Raw genomic sequence first — 20,954 nt, forward strand, 5'->3', positions numbered from 1 at the left:
CGACGAGGCGGTGGTGGTGCGCATGTGCCATTGGATGGAGCGGGACCAGAAGGTCACGCCGCTGAAGGACCTGCAGGGGCTGATCTGGGAAGAGGGGTACCACAACAGCGCGTTGCCTCGCAGAATGCGACCCGTCGATCATGCGGCTCGGGGAGACACCTCGGCCTCGATGGCGTGCCCCACCGTCCGCCGCGCCACCTCCAGCTCATAGTTCTTCTGCAGGTTCAGCCAGGACTGGGGCGTGGTAGTGAAGTACCTCGCTAGACGAAGAGCCGTGTCGGCGGTGATGGAGCGGGTGCCGTTCAGGATAGCGGTGATCCGGTTCGGCGGGACGTGCAGCGCCTTGGCGAGGGCATTGGCCGACAGGCTTAGAGGCTCCATGAAGTCCTCGCGCAGGATCTCGCCGGGGGTTACCGGAGGCATTAGGTCGGCGCCCTCGGCTACGTCGGAGAAGTCGATCTGGTCCAGGTGCTCTCGTTGGATAGTCATGGGTCTTTGATTGCGCTTCATGTTCAGGGATACGCCGACCTCAGTGGTAGTCGGTCACCTCAACGTCGTATGCATCGCGATCTTCCCAGCGGAAGCAGATGCGCCATTGGTCGTTGATGCGAATGCTCCACTGACCCTCACGGTCGCCGCGAAGCTGTTCCAGGCATAAATGGCTCAACCGCCGCTCTCGAGCGGCGCGCTTGAACTGGGCGGCCTTCACCCGTCTGCTGCAACGCTACTCCCGCCCGCGCGCGTGGTCCACAGTGTTTACATCAGGTTGCAATTGGCTAGGCCGAGGAGCCGGATGCCCGAATTGTGACCGAGCATGTGAATAAGCCCTCCTTATGGCTGCAGCGCGTAAAGTTGACGAAAATAATTGGCTTTTTCGGGAGACCAAACTAGAGTCTGGCTAAAGACAGAAGCATTACGTGTTCCCCGAGGAAAGGCTTCGGAGGTTGCCGGAGCGGGGCGGTGATGCGTTCGACCGTCTGTTATTGGTTGCTTCCTCTTGGCCGTCCGTCGGTCCAATGGGACGGGGTGGCATGGTCATCGGACTCTGGGCCACATCCAGGGGCCAGCCCAGCAAGATGTCCTGGTCGCTCTCATCCGAACACCGGATCCCCCCGGCACGAGATGGTCAACCAGAAGGCGCGAGACGGTGTGCGCGGCCCACCACAATCCGACGGAGGAGTCGCATCATGAGAATAGTCCTGTTTGCCACGCTTGCCGCGACCGTCGCGGGTTCCGTATGCGCCAGCGACATGGGCACGCCGGAGGAGGCCAAGGCCATGAGCCTGAGGGCACAGGCGGCCCTCAACGCGATGGGCCGCGAGAAGGCCTTTGCCGCTTTCGCTGATCCGAACGGCGAGTTTCGGGACAGGGACCTGTACGTCTTTTGCATTGATATGGCGGGGGTCCTGCTCTCGCAGCCCATCAAGCCAGAACTGGTCGGGAAGAACATGTTCAATTTCGACAAATATGGGGACTTGCTTTTCCAGGACATGATCGCCGTGGCCAAGAACCCAGGTGCCGGCTGGGTGGACTACAAGTGGCCGTATCCGGGTACTGACGAGATCAGGCCGAAGACCAGTTACATTGCGACCAACGACGAAGGCTTCTTTTGCGGGGTCGGGGCTTACAAGTAAGCGGAGGTCGGTGCGCATGACCACAGCGTCGCGATGCCGGGAGAATCCCGCTCATTCATGCGAGAGCGCATTGGTCGCGTAAGCTGCCCTGCTGGTCTCGACCCGGTCAGAGCGGTCTGGATTGTCCAGCCGCAGACAAGGCAGGAGGCCCCCATGCATGCGTCTTTCTCCATTCTCACCACCGCGATGCCCGTCGGACTGTGTTCCTACAGCTCAGTGGCGCAGAGCAAAGACCTGCGCGACATCGAGCTGAGGCGGCTGTTCGAGCCGACGTCGGCCGAGCTGCGACAGGAGCGGGCGGGTCGCGTGTACCTCTACGACAGGTTGAAGGAGGCCGACATCGACCGAGCCCGCCGCGCGAAGAAAACGGAAAAAGATCAATCGTTCGTCGGGACCTTCGGCTCGCGGTGTGCTTTCCTCTTCCCCAGATGGACCCCGAGTCGACGGGCGCCATCCCACGCAACTCGATCACCGAGGAGGATCATATGAAAGCAGCGCTTTCCACCCCCCACCTCTGCCTGTGTGCCTGCGCCTCACTGGCGCCGCTCTGCGCCGCCGCCGGGGACATGTCCGAAACCCCTGTGATGCTGACATCCGACCAGCTCGAGTGGATTGACAACCCGCGCGTTCCTGGACTTGGACTGGCGCGGATCCTCGGCAATGAGAAGGGGTCTGGGTCTTACACCTATCGCGTCAAGTTCCCAAAGGGCCGAGTCGTCGAGGCGCACAGTCACCCGGATGACCGGATGTACACGGTCATATCGGGAACCTGGTACATCGGCTGGGGTGAGAAGTTCGACGAGAGCAAGCTGACCGCCCTGCCTGCCGGTAGCTTCTACACAGAGCCCGCGAACGTGCCTCACTTCGTCTCGACACCGGATGGGGAGGCAATCGTGCAGATCAGCGGAACCGGGCCCACCGCCGCCAACTATGTCGACGCGGCGCAGGCACCGGCGAAGTGATGCGCGGTGATGTTTCGAGGAGCGACCCCAGTCGGGTGAGGGGCCGCTCAGGCGATGACGGAACCAGGGCCGGGCGATTGCGATTGCGTGTCGCTTGGATCCTGCTCATGACCCTTGCGTTCGCGATCGGCACCCCGTCCAAGGCTGGCGACTTCGACGACGCCCAGCTCACGCACGTCGGATACCCCGCGTGGTTCAAGGAGAGCTTCCTGGACCTGCGGGAGGACATCATGGAGGCACGCGACGCCGGTAAGGTCGGGGTGATGGTCCTCTTCACCTCCGAGGGATGCTCCTATTGTGCGGAGTTCATCCGCACAAGCCTCGCTGATCCGCGCCTTGCCGCCCGTGTCCAGGACCATTTCGACGCCGTCGGCCTCGATATCTTCAGCGACGCGGAGCTGATTGATCCCGCCGGCAGGGACACGCGGGTCAAACAGTTCGCCCAAGAGACGGGGGCCGGGTTCTCGCCCACGCTGCTCTTCTACGGTGACAACGGCAGGCTGCTCTACCGCGGTGTTGGGTACCACGCACCCGAGCGCTTCGCCCTGGTGCTCGACTATCTGATCGGCCGTCATCACGAGGGGGCGTCCTTCCGAGACTTCGTCGCGAGCCGCAAGGGCGATTCGGCCCAAGCTCGGTCCGGCTATCGCCTGCGTCCGGATCCCCTGTTCAGCGCCCCGCCCTATGCCTTGGACCGCAGCCGAATTCCCGCCCAGCGACCGCTCCTGGTGATCTTCGAGGGCGAAGGGTGCGAAACCTGCGAATCGTTGCACGACGAGGTTCTGGCGCTGCCCGAGGTACGTGATCTGCTCGGGCGCTTCGAGGTGGTCCGGCTCGACGCGGGCGACGCGGCGACGCCGTTGGTCGCGCCCGACGGCACCCGAACCACGCCCGCCGGCTGGTACGAGGAAACCGGCTTCTCCGCGCTCCCCGCCCTGCTGTTTTTCGAGGAGAGCGGGAAAGAGGTGCTGCGCACGGATGCCCTGGTCCTGCGCCAGCGGATGATGAACTCACTCCTCTACACCCTCGAACGGGCCTACGAGCAGCAGTGGACCTACCAGCGGTTTGCGCGATCAAGGGCGATCGAGCGCATCCAGAAGGAGCGCGCGGAAAACTGATGGGCCGAGGTGTTCCAAGAAGAGGTGCCGACGGCGGACTCGATTGGAATAGCTGTTGCTGCGGCTCCAAACGAGGGGCTCGGCCCCGGGTCGACCGCGCGACACACGGCGGCCCCACCAAGAGGTGGAGAATCGATGATGAACCAACCTGAAGGCACCCGATTGCCCGTCTGCGCCGTTGGCCGCACTGTTCACAATGGAGCCGGTATATCCCTGGGTAGCCTCGGTCGAGCCCTTCTAATCAGTCTTCTGTTGGTCGGGGGCGTCCACGCGGGGGAGGTGCTCACGACCCACAAGCTCGCCGACAACGTCTATGCCCTGATCGGCCCGCTCAGCAATCGAGACGCCGAGAATTTGGGCAACAACGCCAACTTCGGCGTCGTGGTCACTGAACATGACGTGGTGCTGATCGACTCCGGTGGCACCTACCAGGGCGCGCAGATGATCCACGCGGCCATTCGCGACATCACCGACAAGCCCGTCACCCTGGTGATTAACAGCGGGGGACAGGACCACCGCTGGCTCGGCAACGGCTATTTCAAGGCGCAGGGCGCCCGGATCATCGCCAACGAGAAGGCCGTCGTCGACCAAAAGGCGCGTGCCCGGGACCAGCTCATCGCGCTGGCAAGCCTGGTTGGCCCCGAAGGCATCAAAGGCACCGCCCCGGTCTATGCCGACGAGACCTTTTCCGACGCGAAGTCGCTGACGCTGGGGGGGACACACATTGGTGTCGGCCACGCCGGGCACGCCCATACCCCTGGTGACAGCTTCGTGTGGCTGCCTGAGCAGAGGATCCTGTTCAGCGGCGACATCATCTACATGGACCGCATGCTGAGCATCGGGCCGCAGTCGGCCCATCGCGAATGGATCTCCGCTATCGAGACGTTGGCCGCCCTCGACCCTGCGGTTGTCGTCGCCGGTCATGGAGATCCAGCCGACCTGCCCAAGGGCAAGGCGGACAGTTACGAGTACCTGGTGTTCCTGCGCCAGGCGGTCACCGACTTCATGGACGGAGGTGGCGGCATCGAGGACGTTGGAAGCATCGACCAGTCGCGCTTCAGCTATCTAGCCAACTACGAGGAGCTCAAGGGCCGCAATGCCCAGCGCGTCTACGAGGAGTTGGAGTGGGAATGAGTGGTGATACTGATACCGGCCCGCTCCAAGTCGTGGCCGCCATGTCCTTCGCCCACACCGTGCTGTCCCTGCAGGAACGGCAGATCTCCTTGCTTGGAGGACCGATGCGATGAAGCCTGCCAGGATCTCTTGTCGCCTTCCTCACCTGACCTCGATCTCCCCATTTGCCGGACTGATCGGCGTTGTCGCTAGAGCATCCGCCGGCGACGTCGATGCGCTCTACCAAGTTGCAGGCGAAGGAAACCCCGAACAGGTCAACGCACTGCTCAACAGTGGTGTGAAGGTGAACGAACGCACGAGCAACGGCGGCTATGCCTTGAGCAATGCGGCCAAGGAGAACCAGGCCGAGGTCATGAGCATCCTGCTCGCGCGCGGCGACGACCCAAATGTTCAGAACAGCCTGGAAAGGCGACGACCCTGGGGAAAAGGAGCCAGGCTCAATTTCTGCTGAATGCACCCCATGCCTCGGCGAGCACGCATCCACATTGATGGTCTACCGCTGCACATCGTGCAGCGCGGCCACAACCGCTCGGCTTCTGACGACGCCGCATCCGCTGTACCTCGGCCTCGGTGTCGACGATGCCGCTCGCGCCATCGCATATCGCGAATGGTTCCGCAGCGTCCTCGACGACAAGCTGCTCACTGATCTGCGCTTGGCCCTGAATCAAGACCAACCCCTCGGTGACGATCGGTTCTACAGGGAGATCGAGGCAATGACGGGGCAGCGTCGCGAGTTGCGCAAGCGCGGCAGGCCTCCGAGGAAGTGTGAAGCAGATGGCGCTGACCCGAGGCAGGGCGAGCTGCCGTTGGATCATTGAGCCTTTGACAATTGCGCCTGGCCCCTTTTCCGCTCCTAAGCCCGAGCGGATGCAGCACCCCTTTGCCGAGACAGAGAACGGCGTGTTCAGGGGCGACATGCTGGTGTCCTCCGGCTATGCAGCGGTCTGGGCCGAGGAGAGCACCCGCGAGGCGATCTGGGACGCCATGGCGCGCAAGGAGGTCTACGGTGCGACGGGCCCCCGTATGATGGTTCGTTGCTTTGGCGGCTGGGACTTCACGGCGGGCGACCTGAACAGCCGCCAGCCGGCCTACCTGATCGAAACCTTGGGGGCCTATTGGACCATTCAGCGGACGGTGATGATGCTATGACCAGGGCTGGTCGATACCTCTCGGCGGCGCTGCTGCCGGCGCCTTGGGCCGGGGCGGTCGGGGCCTGCCAGATCTGCGTGCCCCTGCCGGAGCGGAGGCTGGCCAACCGGCTGCTCGCAAGCGCCGCGGTGGTGCTGGCACACGAGGACGCGGCGCGCCCGTTCCACTATCAGCCGGTCGAGACCGAGCTGCGCGGCCCGGTGGCTAACGCCTATCGGTTGATGCTGGAACGCCAACTGGCGATGGCTTCGGCGATGGTGCACGATCTCATCGCCTGGAGACGCTGGGACTTCGCCGCGCTGGCCCATGTCGAGGGCGGTGCGGTCGGCGGTTTCCTGAGTGGCTTCAGCCACCCCTTCTCGGGTTTGGACCACGTGCTGGCGATGGTCGCGGTCGGGCTCTGGGGTGCCCAGCTCGGGGCCCCGGCCATCTGGCTGCTGCCGTTGACTTTTCCGATCATGATGGCCTTCGGCGGCCTGCTCGGTCTGTCGGGCGACGAGCTGCCGTGGAGCTGGGCATCGCCCTGTCGGCGGTGATCCTCGGCGCGCTGGTCCTGGGGGCGATGCGGCTGCCCCTCGCCGCTGCCAGCGCTGGTGCGAGTGTGGTGAGCGGCGTTGCTGCGACCGTGCAGATCGTCGCGCTCCTGCTGGCCGCGCTGGTGGCGTCGCTGCGTGCCGCCTGGAGTCGCATCGCCGTGAGGGTGGTCGGCAGCTGGATTGCGGCGGTCGGCATGCTCCTCATCGGCTGGATATTGTCAGCGGCTGCTTGACCGATTCACTCGTACGCCCCCCGGCGCTGCCCGCACGCCAAGACCGCGGAGCTGAGCGCGGCAGGCAAGGACGTGTCGACCTCGAGGAAGAGCCGCAAACAAGGTGTTGTCGCTCGCCATATTCCGCGGGACTTGCCCAGAAGAATCCGCGCCAGCTCCGCCGGAGTCGATCGCATTGGCGACGTGCGTCTTTTGAACCGAGCGGCGCTGAAGGCCCGAACCAGACAGTGACGCCATCGTCCTTGTTCATCTGCATTCCCGCAAGCGTGCTATCGAACCCGGCCAGCTTCTGATCGGTCGGCAACAGGGGGCGGGTCTGGCTGTCGTAGACCGTGAAGGACCGGAAGTCTTTCGCGGGAATCGGCCCCGGCAGGGTCACGGCCAACAAGCGACCCTTGTCCTCCTAACGGTGTTGAATCACGGACATCAGCATTTGACCGTTGGTCTCGTTGGGATGGCGGCGTTGCAGGCGAGCCGCCCACTGCGAATGGCAGAGGGACCGACCACTGTGCAGCGAGCCAGAAACGGACCGAGCACTCCCGCAATAGCCAGGTATCGGTATCGGTATGGGTTGGTCTGGGTGCGACTTGATCTCATCAAGGATTAACAGGCTGATCGGCTCTCGACGGCGCGAATCACCAAAGGCAGCAAGCAGCGCTCCTTCGGCCCGGAAGGTCGATGAGATCGTCAGCTCGGTTTACGCCCGCGCAGGCCGATCGACTCGGCGCTCAAGGTCCATTCCCGCACTCCGTGGCGACGAGAACCCGGTCTGCTCGCCCCCTCAGCTCGCAATGGCAGGCAGGAATACGTGACAGCCGAAGAGAGACGATCGCAGGTTCCGGCGCCTAACAGCATGGCGCCGGAGTGTAATGGGCGGGAGCGCTAATTGCCCTCGATGATCGCCTTGGAGTCCTCGAGTACGGCGTCGGTCTCGGCCTCCTTTGCCACCTCGTCCGCGACCTCCTTCGCCTCGATCATTGCGGAGCCCTCTTCATTGGCAACCTCGGAGGCCAGGTCGGCCGCCTCGGCGTCCACGGAGCTCGCCTCTCCGGCGGCCTTGGCCGCGTTGACATCGGCCGCAGCGCCTGTTGCGACCGCGGCGCCTTCGACCGCAGCGTCCGCGGCAGCGTCGACGTCCTTGGCCATCTCAGCGGCGGCCTTTGCCTCGACGTCTGCGGCCGTCTCGGAGAATGCGGAGCCGGACAGGCCCAGCGCGAAGGCGGCGGCGGCAGAAACGAGAATGCGTTTCAGAGACATGGCTTGACCCTCCCAGGGTTGAGGACGCATGCGCGTCGTTGATGAAATCAGAAACCGGGCGGCACCTTCTCCCAAGGATAGCCATTCGCGGTCAGCTCGTATCCTTTCCGATACAACGCGCGCATGTAGTCGGTGTCGAACTCCTCGCGGTGCGGGGCGTTGAAGCTCGCAGGGATAAAGGCCAGATTGAAATCAACGCCGTCGCGTTCGGCCTCGAGGTAGATCCGGTAGAGGTCGCCGATGCCCTGGGTTTCGATGAGTGAGGAGATCGCCCTCTCGCCGATGCTCAGCGTTCTGCGATCGACCTGCGCCCATTCCGGATCGAGGCGCGCGTTCCTTATGACGTAGGCCCTGCGCTCGCGGGCGACGTGATGTTTCTCGGCTGCCTCCTTGACATGGAGGGAGGGCGGGTAGACGAAGACCTGTGCCATGGTCCCGCCGTCCACGTGCATCTCCTGATAGGTCCGACCGTTCACCTCCACGTCGATCATCATGGGTGGGAAGGCCCCGGGAATGGCGGCGGAGCCGATCATGATGGAACGGAACAGATCGAGCGCCTTCGGGTCGCCGCTGGCGGCGATCTTGGTCATGTTCCAAAGCACGGCTTGGCGGGCGTCCAAGTCCGTCGTAGCGATGAGGAGCATCCTGCCCTTCTCCTGCTCGGCCGCGACAGCATCTAGAAACCCTTGGTCCACCTCTTTCTCCACGAGCTTTCGCAGGGGTGCGTTGTCGGCCAGGGCATCGCTGGTCAGCGCGGCGATGAGGGAGCGTTTCTTCTCGATGTCCGAGGGCGAGACCTCTGTGTAGAACCGCTTGAGCCGGTCATCGTAGGACGGCCCGAGGAAGGCGAAGGGGGCGATGAGCGCGCCGGTGCTCACCCCGGTCACGAGCTTGAACTGCGGTCGGTCGCCCGCGGCGGTCCAGCCGTTCAGCAGCCCCGCGCTGAACGCACCGTCGTCGCCGCCGCCCGAAACGGCGAGGAAGACGGCGGGCGGCAGCTTGCCTTTGTGCCCGCTCGCCTTGAGATAGGCGATCTCCTTCCAGAAGGAGTCGATGGCATCCTTGCGCAACGCATCGGTGTCGATGCCGACGCGGTAGCGCACGTCCGGGAGGCCGGGCACGACGGCCTGTGTCGTCAGCGCTGGCGGAACCGCCTCCTTGCGCATCGGACCGGCGCAGCCCTGCTCGAGGAGCACGGTCGCGCAGACGGCCAAGAGCAGTATCACTGGTTTCGGCGTCATCCTGGGCGATCTTCCGCTTTGATTGAAGCCTGGTCAGACTCCGGCCGGCCGCTTCGCGCAGCCGGCGGAGAGCCTCGTCTGGTTGTCATGTCTTCTCCAGGGTTCGTCGGGTATTGAATATTTCCACTCCGACATGAGGGTCACTGGTCCAGCTGCGCGAAGATGCAGGCCAGCGCCCCAAGCAAAAGGATGCTCCGCGTGCATCGTCTCATTTGCTCTTACCCCTCTGAGCGCTCGTGACGTCCTCGGCGTACAGCACGCGCAGGGCGTTCTGTCCGGCGGCATCGATGCCCAATCCCTCCGAGAAATACCTTATAATCGCGCCGTAGCGCTTCTGCATCTCATCGAAGGATGCCTCGAGATACTCGGCCTTTACCCCGAAGACGGCCTCCGCAATGGCACGGTCGCCACCGGCACCGACAAACCCGTCAATCACCGGCTTGCCTTCAAGCAGGTAGAAGCCGTAGCCGGCGAAGCGCCCGCCAGAGGTGAGCCTCATGCCCTCCGCGCCTCCCTCGGGTACCTCGATGGGTGCCTGTTTGATGCCGTCGACATACTCGGGTGCCGGTGATCTGGGGCTCGCTTGCGGTTGCAACGCTTCCGGCGGCGAGGCTCGCTACGACGGCGGGAATGGCGTGGACGAGCCGCCGCGCGGATGGCTGACATCTGGAGAGCACCGGATGCATGATTGACATTCCTCTCGTGAGCGTGATCGTTTCTGGATGGCCTTCTTGCGGCTGACCAGGTTCCGTCGCCACGTCGGCCGCAGGACATGTCAAAAAGCGGATTTGGGTCAAGACCAATTCAAATGGCTACAGGTAGGTCCACTGCGACAACCACCTCAACCCATTGCGCTCCCGCCCTATACTGAACCCAGACCGCCGCTTGGAGCCGATCCCGCCGCGCGCGGGCCGCCGGGGTGGGACGCCTCGACGCCACCGAGTCAGGTCAGGATGAGCTTGCGGCCGAAGGGCTGGACGGGGGTCGTATCGGATTCGGGCACGGCCCAGATGACCGGCCACAGGGGGCGAAATCGCGCGGGGCCCTCCAGATCGGTCAGGACGACCCCGATGTCCGGTCCGTGCCGGTCGGCTTCCTCGAGCAGCGGGGTAAAGTCGGTCCCGCCGCCGCCGACAAACTCGATGTGGCGCAGGTCTGAGCGGCCGGGCTCGAAGTGGGCGACCCGCTGGACCCGGCGGTCGCCGATGACCAGGACGAGGTCGGCCTCCAGGCGGCGCGTGATGGCCTCGATCTCGCCGGCGAAGCGCTCCAACAGGCGGTCGTCGACCGAGCCGGAGACGTCCACGATGACCACCAGGCGCGGCACCGTCTTCGCCGAGCTGATGCCCGGCTCCCAGGGCATCCGTCTGCCGGGCCCTGCCCGCCCTTGATTGGCGATATAGGAACGGGAGGGACGGGACCAGGAGAGGTTGGGTCGGACCGCGAGGCCGCGCGCCAACTGGGTGCGCATGATCTGCTCCCAGGGTGTGCGGATCTTCGGCAGGTCGGCGATCAGGGCGCGGAGCATGGAATGCGCGCCATCGCCGGCGTGGGCGCGCAGGATGCGTTCGCTCCACTCGCGCGCCTGCTCGGCCTCCAGCTCCGGGTGCCGCTGGCTGTCCCCGCGAGGGAAGAGGTCGACCTGCGTCTCGGCGCCGAGGGCACGGACCCGCGCCGCCTTCGGGCCGTCCTCGCGCGGCTGGGCCTGGGTCGCGTCCTCGACCGCCTCCGGCGACTGGAGGCCGTCAGCCCCTGGTTGGCGCTCGCCGATGCCGCTGCGGCGTCGCGCCCGCGGGGCCTGCCTGCGGCCCTTTCCCGGCGCCTGACGATCGTCGATCGCGCGATAAAGTCGCTCGACGTCCCATTCGAGGAGCGATTTTTCCACTGCCTGGTCGAGCCCCAGGGTGCTCAAGAGCAACTCATCGAGCAAGACGGCCGAGGCGGGCAGCTGCAGCCATGTCAGATGGCTGAGCGAGCTGTTGACGATGGCGTCAGCACAGATGTTGAAGAGCTCCAGTTCGACGTCGCCCAGGCGCGCTTGAAGATCGAGAAACCGCTGGGGGTGACGCAGGGCGATGTGCAGCACCTCATGGGCGACCAGTCCGACCTGAGCGGCGATCGGGAGCCGCTCGAATCCGGCGCCGTAATAGAGCGTGGTGCCGTCCGTGGCGACCGGTCCGGGGTTCACGTCGTCCGGGAGATCCTGGTGTCTCACCCAGAGCGCGAGCCCGCCCGTGGAGGGGGCGAACTCCACCATCCGCTGGATCGCGCGGGTGCCGCGATGGCGGTAGAGATCGGGCCCGTTACTCATGACTGCGCGTTAAGCAGCTGCTTCGCCGAACCATGGTGACACCGGACAGGCGGGCGAGTCCGTCCTGAACGGTTTCGACGCGACGCCACTGGACCTCGATCGCTTCCCGCTCGCCGATCAGGGGCTGATGGCTGCCTGGCGCCGCGAGCCGACAGCGCAGGGGTCACGGGACGCGCCGCCTCAACCACCCTGCTCCTCACTGCGGCGCTGCTCGAGGTAGCGCCGATAAGACCCGCTGTCCAGGACCGCCGCCTCCTGGCCGATCTCCAGCGCCTTCTGCATCAGGAGCTCCATCGCCAGGGTCTGGGCTTCGCGAATTGGCAGGGGGCCCTCGGAGCGGATATCCGGGAACTGCTCGATGATCTCGAGCGCTCGGCCCAGGGTGGTCGCATCGACGCTGGCCGCGAGCAGTCCGTAGATCATGCCGTAGAGCCCGTCGAGGGTGCCGGGCAGCAGCGCCGCGGTCTCCTCGCCGGGGCGGCTCGCCAGCAGGCGTAGCACGTCGGTTCCGGCCTGGATCTCGCGCAGGACGCCGAAGAATTCGGCGGCATTGGCGGCGCCGATGCGGCCCTGGACGAAGACCCGCTTGGCGGCCTCGGAGAGATCCGATTGCAGGACGTTCGAGATGTCCTCCCAACCGCGCGGACTGGCCCCGACCAGGTGGTCGTTGGCGAGCTGGGTCTGGGTGTCGTCGAGCTTGTCCGGACGGACCTTGAGGTAGGCCATCACCTCGGGGGCGAAGTCCATCGCCATCGCATGGGCCAGGAAGGACTCGATGACGGTCTGGACGTTGAAGTGGAACATCCGGTCTGCCAGGGCCGTGCCCATATCGTGACAGACGGCGCCGTGGAAGCTGGCATTGCCTGCGGCGATAACCTGCCAGCCGTCGGGCAGTCGATAGTGCCCGACGCGGCGGTCGAGGATCAGCGAGTAGGCCGAGATCTGCAGGCGCTGATCGGCGGCGGTCAGCTCGTCGAGGAAGAGGATCCCGTCGGGCTCATCGGGCGAGGGGAGGAACTCAGGGGGGAACCAGACGGTTTTGGCCAGCTCGTCGTCGGCGTAGATGGCGCCCCGGATGTCGACCGGCTCGATCGTGGTCAGGCGCAGGTCGACCAGCGGCACGCCGAAGTGATCCGCGACCTGCCGGACGATCGAAGACTTTCCGACACCCCGCGTGCCCCACAGCATGGAGGCCCGCCGCCTGAGCGTCGAGTCGGCATACTGCTCGATCAACGCGGCCTTCGCGGCGGCGATCGAGACGGGCGGGATGTTCATGGGGTTGCCGAGCATCTCGGGTGACTTCTATTCGGGACGGCCTAGCGGTCTCCAGTTGCCAGCTGCCTCTCCGTCTGTCTCACCGCGACCGGGCCTCGTGCATCCGCGTCCCGGTGTCCTCGGCGGGCGCCGTCGCCGGCGGCGCTCGCCAGGCCGGTGCGGTGAGGGGTTTCGGAAAGGGTGGAATCTCGATCCGCGGCATCTCGCGCATGGAGAAGAACAGCACCATCAGCAGGGGCGGGGAGTGGAAGATGAGCATGCGGAGCAGGGAGCCCTCGGAGAGCTCGAGGAACTGGATGGCCGGCGCCCCGGCGATCAGGCCGACACCGATCAGTAGCGGAATGGCGCGGCGAAAGGCCACCGACCAGCGGGCGGCAAGGAGACGCTCGTGGAAGCGTGCCGGCGGCTCCATGAGCGTCCGGGCGAGATGCTCGATGGTCCGCGTCAACTTGACCTCGGCATCGCGGCTGCGGGTCGGCTCCCTGCCGCGCAGGCGCAGGCTGCTGCGCCAGCCCTGCTTGACGCGGCTGAGACGCCTCCAGTCCCATCCGATCACCGCGAGCAGATCCTCCGGCAGCTCGATGGGATCGCCCGCGGCTGCATGCAGCTCGATATCGGCCGGCATGCCACGTCCGGTCTGCGCCTTGAGTGTCAGTGTCAGCCCGTCCACCCGGGCCTCGCCGCGGATCAGGATCATGCGGCTCGCCGGCGCGCCCTCGGGCAAGGGGCCGGTCGTGACGCCCTCGAGGCGATAGCTGCGGGCGATCACGAAGCCGGTCCTCGACCGGAAATGGCGGGCGTGGGGTACGGCTTCCACGCGGGCCAGCAGCTCTTCCGGGTCCGGGCCCTCGACCTCGAGGGTCGCCTCCAAGCCGCTGTCGTGCCGGAGCATGCGGGTGAGCCGGTAGCGTGCCGGTTTGGTGTTCTCCAACACCAAGGTCTCGCGCACCCCCGATGACTTGGGCGCATCCAGGGGGAGGTCGACCGGCCTGAAGCGGAGGCGCCGTTCGATCCGGTCGCTCGCGGCCAGGTCGACATGGCGTCCGCGCCGCGTGAAGGGCTCGACCAGCGTGAAGATTTCGTGATGTGTCAGGGGTTGGGCTGTCATCGCGATCCCGGCCTGCAAGGGTGTGAACAACGCACGGACGATGTCGCCCGCGCGGGGCGGCGCTCGGCCCATGCCTTAAACCTAGAGGCGGCAGTTGACCGCTTCGTGTCTCACTGAAAACACCCGCCGAATCGGCGGCTTCCGTGTTGCTGCGGTCTCACTCCATGGGTGACGCCGCTCCGGACCCCCGGTGCACGCCCCGCGCGGCGCCTGGACTGCCTTGCAACTCGTTGCAATCGAACCACTATTGCGCCTCGTTGCGCCTTGCCAGTCACCGCGCGGGACGCACCCTGAGGGTCGTCCAACTGCTGCTTCTAGGTTGATACGTGCGGTGATCCGTTTACGCTGAACGGTCGGTGGGCGCGCGCGGGGACCGGGCCCGCCTTGGCCGCACTCTACTCTAACCTGCCCTCGGCCCATCGAAAACACCATGGAATGTCGGGGCAATGAAGACCGACTCGCCTGGACGTGAAGGGGCTGCTTTAATCAGGGGTCCCAAGATGCGCATGACGCGAGGAGCCGCCGATGCTTGACGTGCGCCCGATCCCCGCCTTTTCCGACAACTACATCTGGCTCCTGACCGAGGGGCCGGGAACCGCCGTGGTCGTCGATCCGGGGGATGCCGATCCGGTCATGGGGGTCCTGAGTGCGGAGCAGCGCGCCCTGAGCGCGATCCTGATCACACACCACCACGGCGATCACGTTGGCGGAGTGAGCGACCTGCGTGCCGCCTTCCCCGGGGTAAGGGTCTATGGCCCGGAGGACCGGCGCATCCGAGACCTGACAGACCGGGTGGGGGAGGGAGCCATTGTCCGGCCGGACGGCCTGAGCGTCGCCTTCCGGGTCATCGAGGTCCCGGGACACACCGCCACCCATATCGCCTATGTCGGGTCGGGTTGCCTCTTCTGCGGCGATACCCTCTTCGCGGGTGGGTGCGGGCGGGTGTTCGACGGTACCTTCGAGCAGCTGTCGGATTCTTTGGAACGGATCGCGGCCATGCCTGCCGAGACGCTGATCTATTGTGCACACGAATACACCCTCGCGAACCTGGGGTTTGCCGAATGGGTCGAGCCCGGCAGCGCGGCCTTGCGCGCTCGGCTCGAGTCCGACCGGCGCCAGCGGGCCTTGGGCTTGCCCACCGTCCCCTCGCGGCTGGACCTGGAGCTGGCGACAAACCCCTTCCTGCGCACCCGCGACGCCGATGTGATCCAGGCGGCCGAGCGTTTCGCCGGCCGTTTGCTCGGGCCGGGTCGCGAGGTCTTCAAGGTGCTGAGGCAGTGGAAGGACGAGCGCTACGACTAGGCCGACGCTGGTTGCCTCCACGGTTGACCTCGGTCGCCGCGACTGTTAGAACCGGCCCGGTTCCCCCAAAACCCCTGGCGCACGCCCATGCCCCCGCTCTCGCACCGTCTCGCGCCGCCGTTCTCGGCCCTGCTCGCCGGCGCGAGCGGCGCGCTCACGGTGTTGGGGTTTGCCCCCTTCGGTTGGCACCCGCTGGTGTTGGTCGCGCTCGTGGGCCTCCTGGTGTCGCTGCAAGGTGCCTCTCCGCGTTCCGGATTCTTCAGAGGCTGGCTGTTCGGCGTCGGCTTGATGGGCTGCGGCGTCTTCTGGATCCGCATCAGCCTGAACGAGTTCGGCAACATGGACGGCTGGATCGCCCATCTGCTGACGGCCGTCTTCGTGTCCGCCATGGCGCTCTACTTCGGACTCCTCGGATGGCTGTTGCGGCGGCTGGACTTGGGGCCGGGATGGCTCGTCCCGCTGCTATTGTTCCCCGGGCTCTACATCCTGATCGAGTGGCTGCGAGGGTGGCTGTTCACCGGATTCCCCTGGTTGAGCCTGGGCTATACGCAAATCGACGGCCCGCTAGGCGCCTACGCGCCGATCGCCGGCGTCTATGGTGTCGGGCTGCTCGTGGTGCTGTCCGCGGGTCTGCTGTGGGGGCTGTTGCGCTGGTCCGGGCCGGGCCGGGTGGCGGCGGGGTTGGGGTTGGCCTTGGTCTGGCTCGCCGGCTTAGCGCTCGAGCGGGTGCAGTGGACCCAGCCATCCGGACCCGGCCTCCGGGCCGCGGTGGTGCAGGCGAGCATCCCGCAGGCGGTGAAATGGGACCCTGACGTCCTCGTCACGACCATGGAGGTCTACTGGGAGCTCACCGAGCCTCATCTGGACGCCGATCTGGTGCTCTGGCCGGAGACGGCGATTCCCGGCTTCCTGCATGAGGTGCGGGATGCCCTGGTCGATCCGTTGGCGCATCGGGCTCGCCAGGAGGGTGCTGAGGTCGTGATGGGGATCCCGGTGATGGAGCCTGAGAGCGGCCGCTATTTCAATGCCCTGCTGAGTATCGGGAGTCGGGAGGACCTCTATGCGAAGCGTCATCTGGTCCCTTTCGGCGAGTTTCTGCCCTTCAAGGCCTGGCTCGGGCCGCTGGTGCAGCTCTTCGAGGTTCCCATGTCCGATTTCAGCCGCGGCGACGCCGAACGGCCCTTGCTGGCCGTCGGGGAGCGCCTGGTCGGTGCCTCGATCTGCTACGAGGATGCGTTTCCCGCGGAGGTCGCTCAGGCCCTCCCGGACGCGGAGCTTCTGATCAATGTCAGCAACGATGCCTGGTTCGGCGATTCACTGGCGCCTCATCAGCATCTGGAGATCGCGCGGATGCGCGCGCTGGAGAACGGACGTTATCTGCTGCGCGCCACCAATACGGGGATCTCCGCCATCATCGACGAGCGCGGGGAGGTCCTGGGGACCGTCCCGTCATTCGTGCGAGGTGGCTTTGCGGCGGAGGTCCAGCCGCGTGCCGGGGCGACGCCATATTCGCAGCTCGGAAACCGGCTCGCGATTGGGGCGGCGGCAGCGATGGTCCTGCTCGCGCTCGGCATCGCCGCATTTGGCGCGGCTCGAGACCGCCGGAGCGCTGGCTCCTCGGCCGCTCGGACCGTCCGACCAGGTGCGACCATTCCTTCAGACAGTCCGGCCCGGCGGGGACACGAGGAGGACAGGTGAAGGCGTCCCGCATCGTGCTCGGCATCTGCAGCGTCGGACTTTGTGTGCCAAGGTTGTCGCCTCGTCCGCCGCGGCGGTTATGATGGGGAGAGGTTTCGTCGAAGGAAGTCGCCGTGCAGGCCCTGATCATCTTTTTCGCCGAGCTGTGTGCTTTGCGCCGGGCCCCCCAGGATCTTCCGGCATCGGAGATCCTGCTGGGGATCGTCGCAATCGCGAATCTGGTGGTCGGTGTGCTGGTCGGGTTGGTTGCCCGCGTGGCGATCGGCCCGATCCTGTCTCGGACGATCGTCGTGATTGCCCTGACGCTCCTCCTGCTTTACGGCGCTCTGCGTCTCGTGGGCCGGGGGGCGCGCTTCATGCAGTCGGCCACGGCGCTGTTGGGCAGCGAGGCTCTCATCGGTGCACTCATGCTGATTCCGCTGAGTTTTAACCCGTTCGGCTCGCAAGAGACCGAGCTGGCCGCGCTCGGCGCGCTGTTGTTCATTGTGCTCATCGTGTGGAGTCTGGTCGTGACCGGTCATATCTTGCGCCATACCTTCGAGATGACGCTCGCTCAGGGTGCAGCGATCGCCTTCGCCTTCAAGATTGGCATGGCCCTCTTGGTCGGTATCCTCTTCGGCGGCTCCTAGGGACATTTCACCTCATGCATCTGCACATTCTAGGTATCTGTGGGACCTTCATGGGCGGGGTCGCCCTGCTGGCGCGCGCGCTCGGCCATCGGGTGACGGGCTCCGACGCCCATGTCTATCCGCCCATGAGCACCCAGCTGGAGTCTGCCGGAATCGACTTGATGGAGGGTTACGAGCCCGGCCATCTGGAACCGGCGCCTGATATCGTGGTCGTGGGCAATGCCATGAAGCGCGGCATCCCGGCCGTTGAGGCGATGCTGGATCGGGGTCTGCGCTATTGCTCGGGTCCGGAATGGTTGAAAGACAATCTGCTGGTTGATCGCCGGGTGCTGGCGGTGGCGGGTACCCACGGCAAGACCACAACATCGGGCATGCTGACCTGGGTTTTGGAGGACGCCGGCCTCGCCCCGGGGTTCCTGATCGGTGGTGTGCCGTTGGACTTCGGGGTGTCCGCACGTCTGGGCTCCGGCCCATACTTCGTGGTCGAGGCGGACGAGTACGACACGGCTTTTTTCGATAAGCGATCCAAGTTCGTCCACTATCGCCCCAGGACCCTGATCCTGAATAACCTGGAATTTGACCATGCGGACATCTTCGACGATCTGGCTCAGATCCAGCGGCAATTCCACCATCTCGTTCGCACCGTCCCCGGTCGCGGTCTGATCATCCATCCGGGTGCCGATCCGGCAATCGATGAGGTCCTGGCGATGGGCTGCTGGACGCCGCGCGAGTCGTTCGGTGCCGATGCGCGCTGGACCGGCGAGTTGCTGGCGCCGGACGGTTCCCGCTTTCTGGTCAGGCTCGACGGCACGCCGCTCGGGGAGGTCGTTTGGGGTCAGACTGGTCTGCACAACGTGCATAACGCATTGGCTGTCTTGGCGGCGGCCCGTCATGCAGGGGTGTCCGTCGCGAACGGGATCGCCGCCCTGGGCCGGTTCAAGGGGGTCAGGCGCCGCATGGAGCTGCGCGGCGAGGTCGCCGGGGTGCGCGTGTACGATGATTTCGCCCATCACCCCACGGCGATCGCCACGACGCTCCAGGGGCTCCGCCGCCAGATCGGCGACCGTCGCATCCTGGCGGTGCTGGAGCCCCGGTCCAACACCATGCGACTGGGCGTGCATAACCGCGAGCTCGCCCGATCGCTCGGCGATGCGGATCGCATCTTCGTGTTCGCCCCCGCGGACCTGGGGTGGGACGCAGCGGGCGTGTTTGCCCCCTTGGGTGAGCGCGCATCCGTGCACAACGCGCTCGAGACGCTCGTCGACGATGTCGTGGCCGAGAGCCGTGCAGGCGATCAGGTGCTGGTGATGAGCAACGGCGGATTCGGCGGGATCCACCAGACGCTGCTGGATCGCTTGCAGCGTGCGCCGTCGCCCGTCTAGCTCTCGGATGCGACAGGCGTGCACCGCGGCGGACAATTCATCTGTGACGGGTCGACCAGCTTGCGCGACTCCTCCCCGGCTTCGGCGTCGCGCCGACAGTCCCCTGGCCCGGCGATGCCCCCGTCGGCACGCCTTGCAGGTCGGCGAATCTACTTCGCCATCTGGTACATGATCTTACGGCGATCGACTGAGGAGCCCAGATGGCCGAGCAGCGTCGAGACTGGCCACGGACCATCACGGTTGCGCTGACCGGCGCGTCCGGGTCTCAATACGGCTTGCGCCTGGTTGAGTGCCTGCTCGAGGCCGGGGTGCGCGTGTACCTGCTGGTGTCGCAAGCCGGCCAGGTGGTGTTGAAGATGGAGGCAGACCTCGACGTGTCTTCGCGACCGGCGGAGGCCGAGTCGTTTTTTCTCCGTCACTTCCGGGCGCGGCCGGGGCAACTCCGGGTGTTCGGCCGACGGCAGTGGACCGCGCCGGTCGCGAGCGGCACCAATCCTCCCGACGCCATGGTGATCTGTCCCTGCACGACCGGCACCCTGGCCAGCATCGCCGCAGGTGTCTCGAGCTGCCTGATCGACCGCGCCGCGGATGTGACCCTCAAAGAGGCCCGCAAGCTGATCCTGGTGATCCGCGAGACCCCCTTCACGGCGATACATCTCGAGAATATGCTGCGTCTTGCCCGGGCGGGGGCGGTCATCATGCCGGCCAATCCCGGTTTCTATTTCAAGCCCAACCGGGTGGATCAGATCGTCGATTTCGTGGTGGCGCGCATCCTGGATCATCTCGGAGTGGCCAACGACCTGGTCCCACGCTGGGGCGAGGCCGGGCCCTTCATTGGCACACCACCGTCTTGACACTGCCGGCGGATCGCGCCGGCAACGCGCTCGGATGCGGCGCTTGAGAGGGTGGCCAGCAAGCGGCTCCCCGATGGCTCCCCCGCCCATAGCTTTCGACCCTATTGAACGAGCTGGCCACCATCGTTCGCAATCAATGCCCCGCTGCGTGTTGCGCAGCAGCTGCTGAGCACGAACAGCAGGCGGACCAGGAACGCACGCGAGAAGCCGCAGCGTCTTCGTGAGCCTGGACGCACACGTTCATGAACGAAAGTTCACGCGGCGTCCATGCCGGTGTGAGCCGAGCGGACACATGATGGCATCCAGGTGGTCTCGATCCCCGGCGGGGACGCGGCCAGCTGCATTGACCAGCAACTCACACAAGGAGACGCAACAATGATCAGGCAACGACTGTTAGCGGCAGCGATCGTTTCGGTCCTGTCCACGGGGATGTTCGACTCGGGCATGGTCGCAGTCTACGCTGCGGACGATGCCGATGCGCCCGCGAGCACGTCGGCTCCCACCGCTGAGAAGGCAGCCGACGATGCGGCAGAGAAGGACTTCGTGAAGGTATCGGAAGACGCGCTGCTGACCATGCGTGACCTGCGCAGTGCGCGGCTTGCCATCTTCAACGGCCTCCCGGACCAGGCGCGGACCTATGTCGACGCGTCCGTCGCGCGGGTGGCGATGGCCGCCCAGGATGCGGAGAGGTACGCGCTCGACACCAAGGCGCCACCGATGGAGGACAGTTACATCCCGTTCGACGCGAGCTTGACGGTGATGGATACCTTGGAGCCGAGCGCGGAGCAGGCCGAGCACATTCAGAAGGCCAACAAGCACCTGCGAAAGGGCGAAAAGAAGGAGGCCATGGAGGTGCTGAAGCTCGGTGAGATCGACGTTGCGGTTACCGCCGGCCTCATTCCCGTGAAGTTCGCCAAGGACCACATCGACGATGCCGCAAAGTTGATTGGCGAGGGGAAATACTACGAGGCCAACCTCGCGCTGAAGGCGGTTGAAGACGCGGTGGTCATCGAGACCTTTGCGATCGACGCCGTGCCCGAGCCCAAGGGGAAAAGCTGAGGGGATGCGCGGACGTCGGGTCTCACCATTCCGCATCGTCGTACGAGGTCGAATCATCAACTGTAACGGGGG

At 65.5% G+C, this 20,954-nt stretch carries 24 protein-coding genes; 15 read left to right on the forward strand and 9 right to left on the reverse strand.

The window, feature by feature from the left end:
* Positions 1-138: 138 nt before the first annotated feature.
* Both LJE61_RS03155 and LJE61_RS03160 read right to left on the reverse strand, forming a co-directional pair.
* Positions 139-423, reverse strand: a complete 285-nt coding sequence (locus tag LJE61_RS03155) for a HigA family addiction module antitoxin (protein WP_296917412.1) — start codon at positions 421-423, stop codon at positions 139-141.
* Positions 424-529: 106 nt separating this feature from the next.
* On the reverse strand, positions 530-709 hold the full coding sequence (locus LJE61_RS03160; protein ID WP_296917392.1) for a type II toxin-antitoxin system RelE/ParE family toxin: 180 nt from the start codon (positions 707-709) through the stop codon (positions 530-532).
* Between the two features lie 478 nt (positions 710-1,187).
* Between LJE61_RS03160 and LJE61_RS03165 the strand changes: the two genes are divergently transcribed.
* The 9 genes from LJE61_RS03165 (at position 1,188) to LJE61_RS03205 (ending at position 6,766) form a co-directional block, all read left to right on the forward strand.
* Positions 1,188-1,634, forward strand: a complete 447-nt coding sequence (locus LJE61_RS03165) for a cache domain-containing protein (RefSeq protein ID WP_296917394.1) — start codon at positions 1,188-1,190, stop codon at positions 1,632-1,634.
* Positions 1,635-2,119: 485 nt separating this feature from the next.
* Positions 2,120-2,596 (forward strand): cupin domain-containing protein, encoded by a 477-nt coding sequence (locus LJE61_RS03170; protein WP_296917396.1) that lies wholly within the window; start codon positions 2,120-2,122, stop codon positions 2,594-2,596.
* Between the two features lie 107 nt (positions 2,597-2,703).
* Positions 2,704-3,714: a thioredoxin fold domain-containing protein gene (locus LJE61_RS03175; RefSeq protein WP_296917398.1), complete on the forward strand. Its 1,011-nt coding sequence runs from the start codon at positions 2,704-2,706 to the stop codon at positions 3,712-3,714.
* A gap of 135 nt (positions 3,715-3,849) precedes the next feature.
* Positions 3,850-4,848 (forward strand): MBL fold metallo-hydrolase, encoded by a 999-nt coding sequence (locus LJE61_RS03180; RefSeq protein ID WP_296912373.1) that lies wholly within the window; start codon positions 3,850-3,852, stop codon positions 4,846-4,848.
* 109 nt (positions 4,849-4,957) lie between these two features.
* Positions 4,958-5,299: an ankyrin repeat domain-containing protein gene (locus tag LJE61_RS03185; RefSeq protein WP_296912376.1), complete on the forward strand. Its 342-nt coding sequence runs from the start codon at positions 4,958-4,960 to the stop codon at positions 5,297-5,299.
* 37 nt (positions 5,300-5,336) lie between these two features.
* Complete coding sequence (locus LJE61_RS03190; protein WP_296917400.1) at positions 5,337-5,666, forward strand: hypothetical protein; 330 nt, start codon at positions 5,337-5,339, stop codon at positions 5,664-5,666.
* A gap of 4 nt (positions 5,667-5,670) precedes the next feature.
* On the forward strand, positions 5,671-5,997 hold the full coding sequence (locus tag LJE61_RS03195) for a DUF3604 domain-containing protein (protein WP_296912381.1): 327 nt from the start codon (positions 5,671-5,673) through the stop codon (positions 5,995-5,997).
* Positions 5,994-6,533, forward strand: coding sequence for a HupE/UreJ family protein (locus LJE61_RS03200; RefSeq protein ID WP_296917402.1), 540 nt, complete (start codon positions 5,994-5,996; stop codon positions 6,531-6,533). Before LJE61_RS03195 ends, LJE61_RS03200 begins: the two co-directional genes overlap by 4 nt.
* Positions 6,503-6,766 carry a hypothetical protein gene (locus LJE61_RS03205; protein ID WP_296912388.1) on the forward strand — a complete coding sequence of 88 codons (264 nt, stop codon included), beginning with the start codon at positions 6,503-6,505 and terminating at the stop codon, positions 6,764-6,766. The genes LJE61_RS03200 and LJE61_RS03205 overlap by 31 nt, the downstream gene beginning before the upstream one ends.
* Here the strand turns inward: LJE61_RS03205 and LJE61_RS03210 are convergent.
* The 7 genes from LJE61_RS03210 to LJE61_RS03240 all read right to left on the reverse strand — a co-directional run bounded on the left by LJE61_RS03210 (position 6,735) and on the right by LJE61_RS03240 (position 13,958).
* A complete protein-coding gene (locus LJE61_RS03210) occupies positions 6,735-7,145 on the reverse strand; it encodes a DUF1214 domain-containing protein (RefSeq protein ID WP_296917414.1) in 411 nt (136 codons plus the stop codon). The two genes, LJE61_RS03205 and LJE61_RS03210, sit on opposite strands and share 32 nt — an antisense overlap.
* Positions 7,146-7,648: 503 nt before the next feature.
* Positions 7,649-8,023, reverse strand: a complete 375-nt coding sequence (locus LJE61_RS03215; RefSeq protein ID WP_296912390.1) for a hypothetical protein — start codon at positions 8,021-8,023, stop codon at positions 7,649-7,651.
* A 47-nt stretch (positions 8,024-8,070) separates the two neighbouring features.
* A complete protein-coding gene (locus LJE61_RS03220) occupies positions 8,071-9,264 on the reverse strand; it encodes a patatin-like phospholipase family protein (protein WP_296917404.1) in 1,194 nt (397 codons plus the stop codon).
* 208 nt (positions 9,265-9,472) lie between these two features.
* The gene (locus LJE61_RS03225; RefSeq protein ID WP_296917406.1) at positions 9,473-9,763 is read right to left on the reverse strand and encodes a tyrosine-protein phosphatase; all 291 of its coding nucleotides are present in this window, start codon (positions 9,761-9,763) and stop codon (positions 9,473-9,475) included.
* A 444-nt stretch (positions 9,764-10,207) separates the two neighbouring features.
* Positions 10,208-11,575, reverse strand: a complete 1,368-nt coding sequence (locus tag LJE61_RS03230) for a vWA domain-containing protein (protein WP_296917407.1) — start codon at positions 11,573-11,575, stop codon at positions 10,208-10,210.
* 180 nt (positions 11,576-11,755) lie between these two features.
* On the reverse strand, positions 11,756-12,865 hold the full coding sequence (locus LJE61_RS03235) for an AAA family ATPase (protein ID WP_296912402.1): 1,110 nt from the start codon (positions 12,863-12,865) through the stop codon (positions 11,756-11,758).
* A gap of 64 nt (positions 12,866-12,929) precedes the next feature.
* Positions 12,930-13,958: a hypothetical protein gene (locus LJE61_RS03240; protein ID WP_296917408.1), complete on the reverse strand. Its 1,029-nt coding sequence runs from the start codon at positions 13,956-13,958 to the stop codon at positions 12,930-12,932.
* A gap of 525 nt (positions 13,959-14,483) precedes the next feature.
* On the opposite strand from LJE61_RS03240, the gene gloB reads away from it, so the two are divergent.
* The 6 genes from gloB (at position 14,484) to LJE61_RS03270 (ending at position 20,882) form a co-directional block, all read left to right on the forward strand.
* Positions 14,484-15,260 (forward strand): hydroxyacylglutathione hydrolase, encoded by a 777-nt coding sequence (gloB, locus tag LJE61_RS03245; protein WP_296910798.1) that lies wholly within the window; start codon positions 14,484-14,486, stop codon positions 15,258-15,260.
* Between the two features lie 87 nt (positions 15,261-15,347).
* A complete protein-coding gene (gene lnt, locus LJE61_RS03250) occupies positions 15,348-16,958 on the forward strand; it encodes an apolipoprotein N-acyltransferase (protein ID WP_296910796.1) in 1,611 nt (536 codons plus the stop codon).
* A 113-nt stretch (positions 16,959-17,071) separates the two neighbouring features.
* Positions 17,072-17,587, forward strand: coding sequence for a hypothetical protein (locus tag LJE61_RS03255; protein ID WP_296910794.1), 516 nt, complete (start codon positions 17,072-17,074; stop codon positions 17,585-17,587).
* A gap of 14 nt (positions 17,588-17,601) precedes the next feature.
* Positions 17,602-18,969 (forward strand): UDP-N-acetylmuramate:L-alanyl-gamma-D-glutamyl-meso-diaminopimelate ligase, encoded by a 1,368-nt coding sequence (gene mpl, locus LJE61_RS03260; protein ID WP_296910792.1) that lies wholly within the window; start codon positions 17,602-17,604, stop codon positions 18,967-18,969.
* 200 nt (positions 18,970-19,169) lie between these two features.
* Positions 19,170-19,823 carry a flavin prenyltransferase UbiX gene (locus LJE61_RS03265; protein WP_296910790.1) on the forward strand — a complete coding sequence of 218 codons (654 nt, stop codon included), beginning with the start codon at positions 19,170-19,172 and terminating at the stop codon, positions 19,821-19,823.
* 375 nt (positions 19,824-20,198) lie between these two features.
* The gene (locus tag LJE61_RS03270) at positions 20,199-20,882 is read left to right on the forward strand and encodes a YfdX family protein (protein WP_296910776.1); all 684 of its coding nucleotides are present in this window, start codon (positions 20,199-20,201) and stop codon (positions 20,880-20,882) included.
* The last annotated feature ends 72 nt before the right edge of the window (positions 20,883-20,954 follow it).

Source organism: Thiocapsa sp. (assembly GCF_022340925.1).
GTDB lineage: Bacteria > Pseudomonadota > Gammaproteobacteria > Chromatiales > Chromatiaceae > Thiocapsa.